The organism is Methyloparacoccus murrellii (genome assembly GCF_054657115.1).
The window spans coordinates 74,795-89,889 of sequence record NZ_BAAHXD010000005.1 but is presented as its reverse complement, the minus strand read 5'-3'; the positions used below and the strand labels follow the sequence as shown (position 1 = coordinate 89,889).

Here is a 15,095-nt window from a genome sequence, read left to right as displayed (position 1 = left end):
CGCTAGCACGCATGACGCCTCGGCCGTAGAATCGGCCGTGATCACTCCGCTTATATTTCAATCCATGCAAAACGATGCCCAATGACATAGGCGGTGCCGATCCTCCCTGCCACGCTCGCCCACCCTATTCATTTACCGAAGCCCATGATCAATAAAAACCTTGCCATATGCGCGTTCTTTGCCTGCACCTGCTTCACCAACCTGTATGCCGCCGAAGATTCCGCCAAGCCTTCGCAACCACAAGCCGCCACCAGCCCACAGACTATGGTTCCTGCCGACAAACAACAACAGCCTCAGCCACAGAGCGCTAACAGGCCAGAAGATCAACCTCCGGCCAAACCGTCCATGGTTGATTACTGTCGCGAACACACATGCTAAGACGAGGCCAGGCCTTACAGCCCCAAAAGAGCAACGCCATGAGAAAACATAATGTAATTGCCCTGCTCGCAGCAGGCATCATAAACAGCGCGGCAGTCTTCGCTGACGTCCCGCACTGGAATTACGAGGAGCAGGATCAACCCGCTGGCTGGGGAGCCATCGAAGGCGCAGGCACGCCACCCCCGATAAACTACCCCTATGCGGAGTGCGCCATTGGCACCAAACAAACCCCGGTAGACATATCGAACACCAGGAAAACGCCCATCCTCAACGGTCTTACATTCAACTGGAAACCGTTTACCGCTGACTTTTACAATACTGGACATGCCGTTCAGGTGCAGCCCGTTGACCCCAAAAGCTACAAGGGTACGACCAAGGTCGGAAAAGACGTTTACCCGCTCTTGCAAGCCCACCTGCACACACCGAGCGAGCATACGCTGAACGGACAAAAGTTCGAAGGCGAAATGCATTTCGTCAACGTACGCACCGATGGACGCATCACTGTCGTGGGTATGTTCATTGAGACTGGCGCCTACAACCCGCAGATCCAGTTGATGCTTGACAATACGATAAACAAGCCGGAGGAGAAAACCCACAATCCGACAAACCTTGTCTTTGATCCGAAAAAACTCCTCCCCAAGGGAACTGGCAGCAGCAAGTTCTATACCTATTCCGGCTCATTAACCACCCCTCCCTGCACCGAGGGCGTGAACTGGTATATGTATGAAAAACCCATTACGATGTCCGAAGCGCAACTCGTCAAACTGAAAAGCTTTTACGACGGCAATGACAGGCACCTTCAGGACCTCAATGGCCGGAAACTCGTGACCAATAAATAACGCAGCACCGCATTTAAAACCCCAAAACGGACACTGGAGTGTCCGTTTTTTATTCACCACGCTCGCTGCCTCTCAACACCACACGCCAAGGCAATACCCAAAGGATAGCCAGATAACAGCCGAGGAAGTCGAACCTGGGCGACACAAGCGCACCTTCCTGTAAATTTGGCTTCAACGATGGGTAATATCAGCCGTATTCAGGAGATTTTCGGGAGAGTGCCGGATTCATCGGGGGCAAGGCGCGCCTTTCTCGATCCAGCGTGAAGCAGCCGTTGGTCTCGGGATTTTTCAGCTGGGCACCGGGCATCGGAGTACCGGGCGCGCCGGTTTTGGGGTTCGGGACCATGACAGGTCTCACAGCGACCGTTCGGCAAGCCCTTGTCATCCTCGCCACGGCTGATGCCGAACAGATGCGGGCGCGGGTAGTCATTGGTGGCCGGATTGCCGGGATCGCTGGCCGTGTGGCAGTCCTGTCAGCGCGGGGCGACCCGCACGGGATAGATCTGTCACCATTCCCAGGTACCACCGGTCACCGGGCGCCCATGGGGTTTGCAACCCTGTCCGCCTGGCTGACCGCATTTGAGGATGTCGGTCCTGAGGTCGTCGGCGACCAGTCTGACGTCGGCCTGGCTGGGCAGGCCGGTAAGCAACGTCGGCGCCGGACCCGGGACGCTGGCGAGGCATTTGCGAAGCCGGTTCGGGGCAGCCGGACGTGCATGGCGCAGTACCGGGGAATGGAGCGCGCCCGTGCCGGACTGGCCGTAGCCATTGACTTCGTCCCGTGCCGTATCATTGCCGCTCAGTTGCCCTTGGCGGCATCCGACCGCTGACCGCCGGCAGTCCACCGATCGCGACGCACCGCCGTCGCGGCCCCACCACGCGGATCCCGGGGTCGGCCGTCACGACCCCTGCCTCTGTGGCTGCGGCACGCAAGACAGGAAGTGTTGCCTGGACTGAGCCTCATCGCCCCGAACGCTGGCAGGCGCTGCATCGGCCTCCGCAACGGGCCCGGCGACTGGCCACGAGCATGGTGAGGCGAATAGGCGCATAAACCCGGGCTTGTTGCCGGAGAGGCGTGATCCCGGCCCCTCTTGGCCTGCCATCACGGTGGCGACGCCGCCGGAAGGCTGCCGGGGGAGCGACCTGGGGCAGCCCTGCATTTCGTTAATAAGCAAGTTCAAGGAGCGCACCCCGATGCATCCAGCACCACGGTTCAAACCCCTGAGCATCACCCTCGAGACAGACCAGGAGGCCAGACACCTGATACAGGCGCTGCGTCTCTACGAGGAATATCATGCGGCCAGTTCACCCCAGGCCCGGTTTGCCAGGGAGTTCCTGGATTGGTTCCATGCGCACTTGCGGATGGAACCCGAGCAGAACTGATTCCCTTGCCGCGGATATGGCGGGGGAGAATGACGCCTGGCAGCCGAATCGTGCGGGAGACCACGACGGCACCGGCGCAACGCCGGTCGCTCACACGGCTCAAGGGTGATAGCCATCGCCCGTGATGGGCCGGGGGTTCCATGACGAGGGCGCGCGGGTAGAAAAAAGCCCGGGGGCTCCGGGCTTTTTGTGCTTGATGTAGCCTTTTCGGGCTGCCTTCTTGCGGTCGACCTGCACGGTCGATTTCTTGTAGGTCCGGGCATGCCTGGCCACGGGATTGCTCGCCTTCATCGTCTACCTCCCGCCTGTTGGCGTTTACCGATCGGGTGGCCGATCGGGCATGACACCCGATCGGCCGGCACCGACATTCTGTCACATGCAGGTCACATCCGTCGCCGTGACCTGATCGCGACAGGTCAACCCCCGGGTGAACGGCCCCGCTTTCCATCCGCGTGGAAGGATGCCGGTCCGGGTGATCGTCGGTGGTGCCGACAGGTCGCCATGGTCCGCCTCGCATCTAGGCCGGCGCTTCGCCCAGGGCACGGGCAACCGCCGCCTGAAAAATGGCTTCATCCGGCGGGATGCCGGTCCACGCCTCGAAAATCTGCATCGCCAGCTGCACCAGCATCTCGACACCATCGACAATCGGGCACCCCTTTGCCTGTGCGGTGCTCAGGAAGGGCGTAAGCCTCGGGTTGGTGATGACGTCCACGACGGTCGTGGCCGGCGCCAGGGTATTCCAGTCCACCGGAACGGGTTCCCGTTCCGGGGCACAGCCGAGATGGGTGGCGTTCATCAGGATGTCGGTAGCGGGTGGCAGGCGGATGTCACCACTCCATGGCTGCCACGTACATGGCACGCCGGATGCTTGCATCACCATGCGAGCGACATCCTGGCCCTGCGCTGCCCGCCGGGTCACCAGGGTCAGATGGGCCGCACCAGCCCAGGCCAGCTCCACGGCCATGGCCCGTCCCGCGCCACCCGCACCCAGCATGACGATCCGTTTGCCCTCGATCGGGGTGAGCTTGCGGATGGCCTTGACGACACCCTTGCCATCATTGTTGTGACCGGTCAGCCTGCCGTCGCGGATCGTCAGGTAATTGGCCGCGCCGATCGCCCTGACATCGTCGTCGACGGCATCCAGGTAAGGCACGACAGCCACCTTATAGGGCACAGTGACGCAGGCGCCGGCAAATCCCAGGGCGCGGATACCGCCGATGGCGGCGGCGACCTCGGCCTCGCTGGCCACGTCGCTTTTCCAGAACTGCCAGTGCAAGCCATGATGGGCGAACACCGCATCGAACATCCGATCGATCGGATTTTCGGCGACCGGATGCCCGATCATGCAGGCGAGGTGTTTCTGCGGCGGCAAGGTGAAGGTCATGGTCCGGCTCCTGTCCAGGGTTGCGAAACCTCCCGGCTGGATAATACCCGTGCCGGTGGCATCGCGGAGGGAAACACCGGCAATCGCCGGTCCATCGGGATGATCTCGCCGCGGTGCCGGGTCACGGAAGCCGATATCCTCAAGCTTGCCCTGCATGTCGGCGGTACGGGTCGCATCTGGTTGACAGCATAACGCCCCCCTGCCAGAACCGCGCGGAGCCTTCAAGCTGGCGGCTTGCCGAGGCACGGCGCCATCGCATCCGCCCAGGGTTGCCCGGAACCGCCGCATCCGACACACTCTTCGCCCCCCTGCCCTGGTCTCGCGGTCATGGTTCGCCCTGCGCGACGATGCCGGGCTTTCATCACCTCGTACCGGAGATCGCTGATGACGACGACATATCGGGCCCTGCTGGCCATGCTGTTGATGGCATCCGTCAATGCATGGGCGAAGGAACCGCCAACGAAGGACAACCCGGCGAACGGTTTTCTGGCCTACTGCGCGCCGGATATCGAGCGGCTCTGTCCCAACGTGCCCGCCGGCGGTGGCCGGATCAAGGCATGTCTTCTCGGCAAGAAGGAGCAGATGTCGGTCGGTTGCGCCAAGGCGCTGCAAGCGCTCAAGCAGGAAAAGCAGCAATAGGCCCGTCGCGCCCGGTTGATCGGGACAATACCCTGCCCCCGACGGCAACTCCGCCAGAACGTAGCGCGCGGTCGCTGGCGCCTGCTGCACAGGGACGGAGGGTTCTTGCCGCAACCTGTGCGGCTGACCGGGGGACAGCGCTGCCCCGCTTGCGGCAGCACTGGCGCCGCTGCCAGATGTCCCGATCCGGGCCCGTTCCACCGCACAGAATGGCGACATCATGACAATTCCCGAACTTCAGGCGTGGCTGCTCGGATCGCTGGCGGTCAACTACGGATTGCTCTGTCTCTGGTTCGCTGCCTTCGCTTTTGGGCATGACACGCTGTATCACCTGCACCGGCGCTGGTTCCGGCTGTCGGTCGCGACCTTCGATGCGATCCACTATGCCGGCATGGCGCTGTTCAAGATCGGCATCTTCCTGTTCAACGTCGCGCCATTGGTGGCGCTCTGCCTGATCCGCTAGCGCCGGGGCCCCGGCCGCTTCGCGGCCCCCCTGGGCGCGCCCGAAAGAGCTGACTCGTTTTCAGCCAGACCGAAAACCGGCTTTGCCATCAGAGACCTGAAGAGATATCCACAGCTTGTTTGACAGGCTGTCCACGAAAAATGGGGATAAGCTGCGGCGATCTGCCGGGCGCGTGCGGCGGCAGTGCCCATGGAACACGGCAGGCACGGAAATCCGGCACGGATGCCTGGCCGCACGCCAACGAGGCCCCGTCCACCGGACAGGAAACACGGGAGATGCTGCCCGCGCGCCCCTCTGCCGGTCCGGCAAAACCCGCGCCGATACGACCGCGGCCCGCAACACCCGGGGGGGAGCGGCGTATGATCGCCAACAAGCCGAGGCGGCTTGACTGTGCTCAGCCGGCCTCCGGGAAACATGGCGCCGTCAGGGGTTCGAACGATGAAGCAGCTGCAATCCATGCTTGCCCGCAGGCACACACGCCTGATGCTGGCCCTGCTGGCGCCAGGGGCCGCCTGCTGGCTCCAGTCGCTGGTGTGGGATCAAATCCAGCCCCGCATCTGGTTTTTCTTTTACCCAGCCGTCTTTACCAGCATCGTTCTGGGTGGCCTGCGTGCCGGGGTGGCGGCCACCTTGTTATCCGGCGGGTTGGCGGTCTGGTTCTTCATGGAACCACGCTACAGCCTGAAACTCAGCCATCTGCCAGATGGCCTTGGCCTTCTTGAATTCCTGCTCATGGGTATCGGGGTCTCCTGGTGGAGCGACCGCCAGGACCGCCGCTGGGCGCTTTTGCTGCAAACTCAGCGCGAGCGGGCGGACTACGCCAGCCGATTCCAGGTCCTGTTCGAGCAAGCGCCCGTCGGCGTCGCCCTGATCGATTCCGTAGATGGTCGAATCCTGGAGCTGAACGCGCGGTTTGCCGAGATCGCCGGACGCAGCCTCGCCGAGATGCGCGCGCTGGACTGGATGCGCATCACCCACCCGGACGACGTGCAGGAAGACCTGGATAACATGGCCCGGCTCAACGCCGGCGAGATAGCCAGGTTCCAGCAGGAAAAACGCTATCTGAAACCGGATGGCAGCCTGGCCTGGGTGGGCATGACCGTCGCACCGGTGAAGGTGGCCGAAGGCGAACGGCTCCGCCACCTGTGTATGGTGGAGGACATCACCGAGATCCGTCTACAGCTAGAAGCGTTGGCGCAAGCACGCGAGCAACTGGCACAGGAGAAGAGTGAGCAGCGGCTTCGGCTCGCGACCGAGGCCGCCGGGGCAGGTATTTGGTGCTGGGACATCGCCACCGACCGGTTCGACTGGTCGCCGCTCTGTCGCCAGCATCTGGCGCTTCCGCCTGACGCAACCCCCGGTTATGCGCATTTTCTGTCCGTGCTGCATCCCGACGACCGCGCGGCCACCGACCAGCTGGTGCGCGACGCCCTCCAGCAGCACCAGGACTATGTCACCGAATACCGCATCGTCCAGCCCGATGGCGGTTATCGCTGGATCAGGGCCATGGGCCGCGGGATCTTCGGTGCTGCCGGCCAGGCCACCGCCATGCTGGGCATCACCCTGGACATTACCCAGCGCAAGCAGAACGAGCTGAACCTGATCGCCAGCGAGCGGCGCTTCCGTGACCTGTTCGAATATATGCCCATCGCTTATCAATCGCTGGACCGTGAGGGCCGCTGGCTTGATGCCAACCAGAAGCTAGCGGACCTCCTGGGCATCGAGAAGCCCCAAGAGCTGTTAGGACAAAATTTTGTCGACTATTGGGCGGACACCTTTCGGGATCAGTTTGAGACGAAGTTCGAGGAGTTCAAGCGCACCCATGGTGTCGAAGGCAGGTTGTTCTTGTGCCGGGCCGATGGGCGCCCCATTATCGTGCAGATTACTGGCCGCATCCAGTGCGACAACGAAGGCCGCTTCCTGTGCACCCATAGCATCCTGCTGGATGTCACCGAACGCGAGGCACTGGAGCAGCAGATCATGAAGATGAATCTCGACCTGGAGCAGAAGGTCGCGGAACGCACCGACCAGCTCAAGACCGCGCTGGAGGCCAAGGGCCTGTTCCTGGCCAGCATGAGCCATGAAATCCGCACGCCCATGAGCGCCGTGCTGGGTATCGCTCAGCTGCTGGAGGAAGAACCTCTGCCCGAAGAGGCCAAGGGCATGGTGCGGCGCATGCGTGCGGCGGGCCATTCGTTGTTGACCATCCTCAACGATATCCTCGATTTCTCCAAGATCGAGGCGGGGGAACTAGCAATCGAGCGGCGACCGTTCAAGCTTGAGGAGATGCTGCACCAGATCGACAGCCTGATGGGTGGATCGGCACGCGAGAGGGGCCTGGAACTGTGGGTGGACGACCGCACAAACCTCAACGGACGGCTACGTGGCGATGCGCTGAGGCTTGAGCAGGTGTTGCTGAATCTTGTCAGCAATGCGGTCAAATTCACGCATGTGGGCGGTGTCACACTGCGCGTGAAGCCGCTGGAGGTGCTGGCCGATCAGGTCCGGTTGCGCTTCGAGGTGGAAGACACCGGCATTGGCATGCTTCCTGAGCAAGTAGCCGGCCTGTTTCAGGCCTACCGGCAGGCGGACGGCAGCATCGCCCGGCGTTTCGGTGGCACCGGCCTCGGGCTGACGATCAGTAAACAGCTGGTGGAACTGATGGGCGGTGCCATCGGGGTCGACAGCGAGGCCGGCAAGGGCAGTACCTTCTGGGTTGAGCTGCCGTTTGGCCGGATGGAGGACATACCGCTTCCCGAGACCACCCCACATCCGACAGATAGCCCTTCATTAGACGGCTTGCGGGTGCTAGTGGCCGACGATGCCCAACTCAACCGCTTCGTTGCCGAAAAGGCACTCACGAAGCGCGGCGCAAAGGTAACCCTCGCCGTCGATGGCCAGGCAGCGCTGGAGCATCTTCGCGGCCATCCCGCGGACTTCGACCTGGTGCTGATGGATGTGCAGATGCCGGTGATGAACGGCCTGGAGGCCGCTCGCCGCATTCGCCGGGAATTGCAGCTGACCCGGCTGCCCATCATCGCCTTGACCGCCGGGGTCATGGCCGAGGAACAGCAGGCAGCCCTCGGCGCGGGCATGACGGATTTCATGGCCAAACCCATGGACCTCAACCAGCTCTCGGACATGATCCGGAGACATTGCCCATCGGCGTCCCCCGAAACCTGAGCAGGCGCTTGCCGTATCGGCTCTGCACTCCGGGGACGGGCTGGCGAGCCGAAGCCACCCAAAGACCCCCAAGAAGCGGGGGACGCTCGGGCGTGGCCGGGACCGGCTGGAACGGGCCGCACCGTCACTCCAGGTTTTGCACCTGCTCGCGCATCTGCTCGATCAGCACCTTGATTTCGACCGATATCTGGGTGGTTTCGGCATCGGCGGATTTGGAGCCCAGGGTATTGGCCTCGCGGTTCAGCTCCTGCAGCAGGAAATCGAGGCGCCGGCCGACCGGCTCGTGTTGCCGGAGGGTGCGGCTGACCTCGTTGAGGTGGGTTTCCAGCCGGTCGAGTTCCTCGGCGACATCCAGCTTCTGGGCCAGATAGACCATTTCCTGCTCCAGTCTGTCGGCATCGGGCGTCGCCCCGATCTCGGCCAGGCGCGAGAGGATACGGGCGCGAATCGCGCCCAGCACCGCCGGTAGCCGCTCCCGGGCAATCGCGGCCTGCCGGCGGATGCCGGCGCAGCGCTCCTCGATCAGCGCGGCCAGCTGACGGCCTTCGGTTTCGCGGCCGGCGATCAGCTGGTCCAGGGTCTCGTCGAGCAGGGCCAGGGTCTGCTCGGCCAGCCGGTCGCGATCGGCCTCGGGCTGATGCAGCACGCCCGGCCATTGCAACACGGCCAGCGCATCGAAGGGCGCGAGGGATGAAGCCGCCAGCCGCTCGACCTCGCGCGCCGCTTCCAGCAGTTGCCCGACCAGCTGCGGATTCAGCTGGATCGCTGCCGTGCCCGCGACAGCCGGCTTCCAGGCCAGGGTCGCCTCCACCCGTCCGCGCCTGACCTGCCGGCCGATGCGGCCGCGTACCTCCGATTCGAGGAAACGCAAGGCCTCGGGCAACCGCAGGGAGAGATCGAGAAAACGGTGGTTGACGGTACGGACTTCCCAGGCGAGGGCCCAGCCGTCCCATTCCCGTTCGCCGCCGGCATAGGCGGTCATGCTGCGAATCATGGTTTTTCAACTCTGCTTCAGGGGTGACGAGAGCCGCGATGGTAAGCCCAATCCCGGGTCGCCGATAGCCTGCCGGGTGCTGGCCGCGGAATTGTTCGCGGGCGGCGGATGGCATACAGTATCGGCCATCAAAAACAACAGGGAACGCTGAAATGTCCGAAACACTCACCGAACGGCGGGCGCACGATCATCGCGTCGTGCAGGAGCTCCTGGACGAGCGCCGGCAGCTGTGGTCGCTCCTCGCCGCCTTGCAGCGGCTGCAACCGTTCCAGGCCGGACAGTCCTTGGACAGCCAGGTGCGGGAGTTCTGCCAGGTCCTGGTCGACTACATCTCGCTGGGCCATTTCGAAATGTATCCGCGCCTGACCGATGTGCCGGAACGCCGCGAGCGGGTCCAGGCGCTGGCCAACCGGCTCTACCCGCAGTTCATGCAGGCGACCGATGCCGCCGTCGACTTCAACGACACGTGCGAGGGATTGACCGGCGAGGCGCTGACCCAATCGCTGGGCCCCGACCTGGCGCGACTGGAAGAGGCCCTGAGCGTGCGGTTCGCGCTGGAAGATCAGTTGATCGGCGCCATGGCCGACTGAAGCGGCACGGCCAGTCGGCAGCCCGAGCATGGCGATGAACAGCCCTATCAACTATTGTCCGCAGTGCAGCGAGCCGGTACGGCAGGCGATTCCCGCGGGCGACGACCGGCTCCGCCACGTCTGCGATGCCTGCGGTGCCATCCACTATCAGAATCCCAAGGTGATCGCCGGCTGCATCCCGGTATTCGGCGAGCAGGTGCTGCTCTGCCGCCGCGCCATCGAGCCGCGGCTCGGCCTGTGGACCCTGCCGGCCGGCTTCATGGAACTGGGCGAGACGCTGGCCGAGGCCGCCCGCCGCGAGGCGTGGGAGGAAGCCCAGGTCGAGGTGGACCTTGGCCCGCTGTTCACGCTGTTCAGCCTGCCGCACATCTCGCAGGTCTATGCCTTCTTCCATGGCCGGATGGCGGAACCAAGGTTCGCGGCCGGGGAGGAAAGCCTGGATGTGCGGCTGTTCCACGAGCACGAGATCCCCTGGGAGGAACTCGCCTTCGAGACCGTGCGCCGTACCCTGCAACTGTATTTCTCGGAACGCCGCGCGGGGATCTGCGGCATCCACGTCGAGGACCTGGCGCCGGACCGGCACGGCCCGATAGGCTGAGGCGGGCCGCGCCGGCAGGCAGAGCCTGGCTACCCGGCCGTGCCGCCCCCCAGCGCGGCCAGCATCCGCTGTCCCATCTCGGTAGGCGTATCCACCACCGCGACACCCGCCGCCTTCAGCGCCGCCACCTTGCTGGCGCCGGTGCCCTTGCCGCCGGTGATGATGGCCCCGGCATGGCCCATGCGCTTGCCGGGCGGGGCCGTCAGGCCGGCGATGTAGCCGACCACCGGCTTGCTGACATGCGCCCTGATGTACTCGGCGGCCTCCTCCTCGGCGCTGCCGCCGATCTCGCCGACCATGATGATGCCCTTGGTGGCGGGGTCGGCCTCGAAGCGCGACAGTACGTCGATGAAATCCAGCCCCTTGATCGGATCGCCGCCGATGCCGACGCAGGTGGTCTGGCCCAGGCCGGCGCGGGTGGTCTGGAAGACCGCCTCGTAGGTCAGCGTCCCCGAACGGGAGACGATGCCGATGGAACCCGGCTGGTGGATGAAGCCGGGCATGATGCCGATCTTGCATTCGCCGGGGGTGATGATGCCCGGACAGTTAGGCCCGATCAGCACGGCATCGCTGCCCGCGAGCGCCGCCTTGACCCGCAGCAGGTGCAGCACCGGAATGCCCTCGGTGATGCAGACGATGATCTTCACGCCGGCGTCGGCGGCCTCCAGGGTGGCATCCGCCGCGAAGGGTGGCGGCACGTAGATCATGCTGGCGGTGGCGCCGGTGGCACGCACGGCCTCGCGCACGGTATCGAAGACCGGCAGGCCCAGATGCTCCTGGCCGCCGCGGCCCGGCGTGACGCCGCCGACCAGCCGGGTACCGTACTCCAGGCACTGCCGGGAGTGGAAGGTGGCCTGCTTGCCGGTAAAGCCCTGGCAGATGACACGGGTATGCTTGTCGACGAGTATGCTCATTGCGCAGCCTCCACGGCTTTCCTGGCGGCATCGTCGAGGTCGCTGGCGGCGATCAGCGCCAGTCCGGAGGCTTCCAGGAGGTGGCGGCCTTCCTCGGCATTGGTGCCTTCCAGCCGGACCACGACCGATACCCGCACGCCCACCTCCTTCACCGCGGCGATCACGCCTTCGGCGATCAGGTTGCAACGGACGATGCCGCCGAAGATGTTGACCAGCACGGCCCTCACCTTGCCGTCCGCAAGGATGAGCTTGAACGCCTCGGCCACCTTGGCGGCCGTGGTACCACCGCCGACATCGAGAAAATTGGCCGGCTCGCCGCCATGCAGCTTGATCACGTCCAGCGTCGCCATGGCCAGCCCGGCGCCATTGACCATGCAGCCGATGGTGCCGTTGAGGGTGACGTAACTGAGATCATGCGCCCGGGCAGCGGTCTCGGTCGGGTCTTCCTGGGCCTCGTCGCGCAGGGCGGCGATGTCGGGATGCGCGTAAAGGGCGTTGTCGTCGGCATTGATCTTGGCATCCAGCGCCAGCAGGTCGCCATCCCCGGTGACGATCAGCGGGTTGATCTCGATCTGGCCGAGGTCCTTGTCCAGCAGCAGCCGCAGCATGGCCGCCATGATGCCGTGCAGCGCCTTGACCTGATCGCCGGCCAGCCCCAGGCCGAAGGCCAGTTCCCGCGCCTGATAGCCCTGCAGACCGGCGGCGGGGTGGATCAGGCAGGTCAGGATTCTTTCCGGCGAGGTGGCGGCAACGTCCTCGATGTCCATGCCGCCGGCGGCGGAGGCCATGAAGCGGACGCGGGCGCTGCCGCGATCGACCAGGCAGCTCAGGTACAGCTCGCGGGCGATGGGCCGGACCGCCTCCACCAGCACCACCTCGACCGGCAGGCCGGCACCGCCCGACTGTGGCGTCACCAGCCGTGTGCCGACAAGGCGGTCCGTCGCCGCCGCCACCTCGGCGGGACTGTCCGCCAGGATCACGCCGCCCGCCTTGCCGCGGCCACCGCTATGCACCTGCGCCTTGACGACCCAGCGCAGACCGCCGATCTGCCGCGCGACTGCCGCGGCTTCCTCGCCGCTGCGGGCTGGCTGGCCATCGGGGATGGCGATGCCAGAGGCCCTGAACAGCTGCTTGGCCTGATATTCATGAAGGTTCATGTGTCTCCTGACGCACGCGGCCTGTTCCGCGTACTGCTTGGGTGTTTGGCAACCAGGACGGGATTTCCGCCGGCCGGCAACGAAAAGGCCGGTCGCCCTTGCGGGCGCCGGCCAGCTCGGTCCCGGGGCAGGCCGTCAAGCCTGGTACTTCTTGATGGCGCGCAGTTTTTCGATGGCTTCCTTGACCTTGAGAGCGGTGGCATCGTCCAGCTCGCTGGGCTTGTAGACCCGATCCAGCAGCTTTTCGCTCACCAGCGCGTCCTTGATCCATTTCTTGGCGAACCGGTAATTGGTCGGCACCGGGGACAGCTCGCCGGTGGCGGGGTTGCGGAGCTCGTCGGCCAGCGTTGCCGACGCTGCCGGAGTTGCCTTCGCGACGGGTTCCGGCCGGGGGGCGGCAGGCTTTTTGCCGCCGGCCGCCGCCGGCTTTGCGGGCTGGACTCTGACGGGAACCGCCGGTGCGGTCGCCGCAGCGGTGCTGGCGACGGCCGGCGGCCTCGGCTTGAAGATCGGCTCGCCCTTCTCGGCCCGCTCGACGGCCTGATAGGCCTCGTAGGCGACATAGGCCAGGTAAACAGCCGTCAGTATGAACAGGAACTCGAACATGGATATTGCCTCGCTGGAAAGGACGGCTTGCGCGCCGTCTTCTTCGTCTACCCGGACCCCTTCGCGATGGGAGAAGCCCCACAGTCGCACAAAATAGGCTTTCCCCGTCAAAAGCGCAATCCTTGCGCGGGTTGGCGCGGCCACCGGCTGTAGCGCCAGGCCGGTCAGGCGACGGAGCCGAATTGCAGGCGGTAGAGCTCGGCGTAGTGGCCGGCCTGCGCCAGCAGCGTCTCGTGACTGCCCTGTTCGATGATGCGGCCATCGCGCATGACGTAAATCCGGTCGGCATTCTGGATGGTGGAGAGCCGGTGCGCGATGACCAGCGTCGTGCGGTTCTGCATCAGGTTCTCCAGCGCCTCCTGCACATGCCGCTCGGATTCGGCGTCCAGCGCCGAGGTGGCCTCATCGAGGATCAGGATGGGCGCGTTCTTGAGCAGCGCCCGGGCAATGGCGATGCGCTGGCGCTGGCCACCCGAGAGGATGATGCCCTGCTCGCCGACCATCGTGCCGAAGCCATCCGCCATGTTCTCGATGAAGGCAAGGGCATGCGCCGCCCGGGCAGCCTCGCGGATCTGCTCGAACGTGGCAGTGTCGCGGTGACCATAGGCGATGTTATTGGCCAGGGTGTCATTGAACAGGGTGACTTCCTGGCCGACGTAGGCGATATGCCGGCGCAGGCTGGCGAGGGTCAGCTCCCGTATGTCGTGGCCATCGATGCGGATTTCGCCCGATGTGGGCTCGTAGAGCCGCGGCAGGAGACGGATCAGCGAGGTCTTGCCGCTACCGGAGTGCCCGACCAGGGCAATGGTCCGGCCGGCCGGGATGGACAGGCTGATGTCGCGCAGCACCGTATCGCCGTCATCCTGATAGGCGAGACTGACACCGCGGTACTCGACCCGGCCCTCGACCCTGGCAAGATCGATGCGGCCGTCATCGGGTTCGCCGCCGACATCCAGCAGCTCGAAGATGCTGGCGCCGGCGGCGATGCCGCGCTGCAGCACATTGGCGAGATTGGTGACCCGCTTGATCGGGCTCAGCATCATAGACATGGCGGCGATGAAGGAAATCAGGCTGCCGGGCGTGATGGTGCTGCGCACCGACTCCAGCGATACGACATACAGCACCGCGGCGAAGCCGGAGATATAGATGAGCTGGACGATAGAGCCGCTGACGGCCTCGGTGGCCACGCGCTTCATGAAGCGGGCGAAGTTCAGCTCGTTCTCGCGTTCGAACTTGGCGGACTCGTACGCCTTGCCGTTGAACACCTTGACGATGCGCTGAGCGTCGATGGCCTCCTGGGCGACATGCCCGACATGCCCCATCGACTCCTGGATGCGCCGGCTGATCTTGCGGAAGCTCTTGCTGACCCGGGAGATGCTGATGCCCAGCAATGGGCCGACCAGCAGCAGCACCATGGACAGTTGCAGGTTCTCGTAGACCATCAGCGATACCAGGCCGACGATCGTCAGCCCGTCCTTAAACAGGCCGGTCAGACCGCTGGTGAGGGACTCGGCAACCTGCTCGGTGTTGAAGAGCAGCTTGGACATCAGCTGGCCGGAGGAGGCGCGGTCATAGGCCGCGCAGGGCAGGCTCAGGAAGCGCTCGAACATGTCGCGGCGCAGGTCGGTGATGACCCGGCGGCTGACCCAGCCGGAGTAGTAGTCGCTGCCGAAGCCGGCCAGGCCGCGCAGGATCGACAGGCCGATGAGGATGAAGGGCGCCGCGCGCAGGGCCGAGGGATCGTTGTCGACGAAGCTGCCGTCGATCAGCGGCTGGATCAGCTTGGCGAAGGCCGGTCCCAGCGCCGCGTAGACGACCATCGAGACGACCGAGAGCAGGAACGGTCGCCAGTATGGCGCCGCATAGCCCAGCAGGCGCCGGTAGGTGGCAAGGCTGTCGTAAGCCGCGGTATCGCCGGAATTCATGGCAGGCGGTCGAGCGGTCGCTCAGCGGGCAGGGCGGGCGCC

General features: G+C 64.7%; 14 protein-coding genes. 7 read left to right on the top strand and 7 right to left on the bottom strand.

The genetic code is table 11. The annotated features are described in order from the left end of the window. Nucleotides 1-416 precede the first annotated feature (416 nt). Together ACYQ1H_RS02535 and ACYQ1H_RS02530 are read left to right on the top strand one after the other, a co-directional pair. Nucleotides 417-1,217: a carbonic anhydrase gene (locus tag ACYQ1H_RS02535; protein ID WP_460026484.1), complete on the top strand. Its 801-nt coding sequence runs from the start codon at nucleotides 417-419 to the stop codon at nucleotides 1,215-1,217. Between the two features lie 1,194 nt (nucleotides 1,218-2,411). Next, a complete protein-coding gene (locus ACYQ1H_RS02530) occupies nucleotides 2,412-2,600 on the top strand; it encodes a hypothetical protein (RefSeq protein WP_460026483.1) in 189 nt (62 codons plus the stop codon). Nucleotides 2,601-2,699: 99 nt separating this feature from the next. Here ACYQ1H_RS02530 and ACYQ1H_RS02525 read toward each other — a convergent pair whose 3' ends face one another. Next, complete coding sequence (locus ACYQ1H_RS02525) at nucleotides 2,700-2,891, bottom strand: DUF7230 family protein (RefSeq protein ID WP_460026482.1); 192 nt, start codon at nucleotides 2,889-2,891, stop codon at nucleotides 2,700-2,702. Between the two features lie 226 nt (nucleotides 2,892-3,117). Next, a complete protein-coding gene (locus ACYQ1H_RS02520) occupies nucleotides 3,118-4,140 on the bottom strand; it encodes a shikimate dehydrogenase family protein (protein ID WP_460026481.1) in 1,023 nt (340 codons plus the stop codon). Nucleotides 4,141-4,368: 228 nt separating this feature from the next. On the opposite strand from ACYQ1H_RS02520, the gene ACYQ1H_RS02515 reads away from it, so the two are divergent. The 3 genes from ACYQ1H_RS02515 to ACYQ1H_RS02505 all read left to right on the top strand — a co-directional run bounded on the left by ACYQ1H_RS02515 (nucleotide 4,369) and on the right by ACYQ1H_RS02505 (nucleotide 8,269). Beyond that, entirely contained in the window at nucleotides 4,369-4,623 is a 255-nt protein-coding gene (locus ACYQ1H_RS02515; protein ID WP_460026480.1) for a cysteine rich repeat-containing protein, read from the top strand. Nucleotides 4,624-4,843: 220 nt separating this feature from the next. Then, nucleotides 4,844-5,086 (top strand): DUF6868 family protein, encoded by a 243-nt coding sequence (locus ACYQ1H_RS02510; protein ID WP_460026479.1) that lies wholly within the window; start codon nucleotides 4,844-4,846, stop codon nucleotides 5,084-5,086. Nucleotides 5,087-5,524: 438 nt separating this feature from the next. Beyond that, a complete protein-coding gene (locus tag ACYQ1H_RS02505) occupies nucleotides 5,525-8,269 on the top strand; it encodes a PAS domain S-box protein (RefSeq protein ID WP_460026478.1) in 2,745 nt (914 codons plus the stop codon). Between the two features lie 124 nt (nucleotides 8,270-8,393). Here ACYQ1H_RS02505 and ACYQ1H_RS02500 read toward each other — a convergent pair whose 3' ends face one another. Further along, the gene (locus ACYQ1H_RS02500; protein ID WP_460026477.1) at nucleotides 8,394-9,263 is read right to left on the bottom strand and encodes a YicC/YloC family endoribonuclease; all 870 of its coding nucleotides are present in this window, start codon (nucleotides 9,261-9,263) and stop codon (nucleotides 8,394-8,396) included. Nucleotides 9,264-9,415: 152 nt separating this feature from the next. Here ACYQ1H_RS02500 and ACYQ1H_RS02495 point away from each other — a divergent pair, with 152 nt between their 5' ends. Together ACYQ1H_RS02495 and ACYQ1H_RS02490 are read left to right on the top strand one after the other, a co-directional pair. After that, on the top strand, nucleotides 9,416-9,853 hold the full coding sequence (locus tag ACYQ1H_RS02495; protein ID WP_460026476.1) for an Rsd/AlgQ family anti-sigma factor: 438 nt from the start codon (nucleotides 9,416-9,418) through the stop codon (nucleotides 9,851-9,853). Between the two features lie 34 nt (nucleotides 9,854-9,887). Further along, entirely contained in the window at nucleotides 9,888-10,451 is a 564-nt protein-coding gene (locus ACYQ1H_RS02490) for an NUDIX hydrolase (protein WP_460026475.1), read from the top strand. Between the two features lie 29 nt (nucleotides 10,452-10,480). Here the strand turns inward: ACYQ1H_RS02490 and sucD are convergent, their stop codons facing one another. The 4 genes from sucD to msbA all read right to left on the bottom strand — a co-directional run bounded on the left by sucD (nucleotide 10,481) and on the right by msbA (nucleotide 15,053). After that, on the bottom strand, nucleotides 10,481-11,365 hold the full coding sequence (gene sucD, locus ACYQ1H_RS02485; RefSeq protein WP_460026474.1) for a succinate--CoA ligase subunit alpha: 885 nt from the start codon (nucleotides 11,363-11,365) through the stop codon (nucleotides 10,481-10,483). Continuing rightward, on the bottom strand, nucleotides 11,362-12,522 hold the full coding sequence (gene sucC / locus ACYQ1H_RS02480) for an ADP-forming succinate--CoA ligase subunit beta (RefSeq protein ID WP_460026473.1): 1,161 nt from the start codon (nucleotides 12,520-12,522) through the stop codon (nucleotides 11,362-11,364). The genes sucD and sucC overlap by 4 nt, the downstream gene beginning before the upstream one ends. Nucleotides 12,523-12,657: 135 nt before the next feature. Then, nucleotides 12,658-13,128 (bottom strand): hypothetical protein, encoded by a 471-nt coding sequence (locus ACYQ1H_RS02475; protein WP_460026472.1) that lies wholly within the window; start codon nucleotides 13,126-13,128, stop codon nucleotides 12,658-12,660. 164 nt (nucleotides 13,129-13,292) lie between these two features. Continuing rightward, entirely contained in the window at nucleotides 13,293-15,053 is a 1,761-nt protein-coding gene (gene msbA, locus ACYQ1H_RS02470) for a lipid A export permease/ATP-binding protein MsbA (protein WP_460026471.1), read from the bottom strand. Nucleotides 15,054-15,095 lie beyond the last annotated feature (42 nt).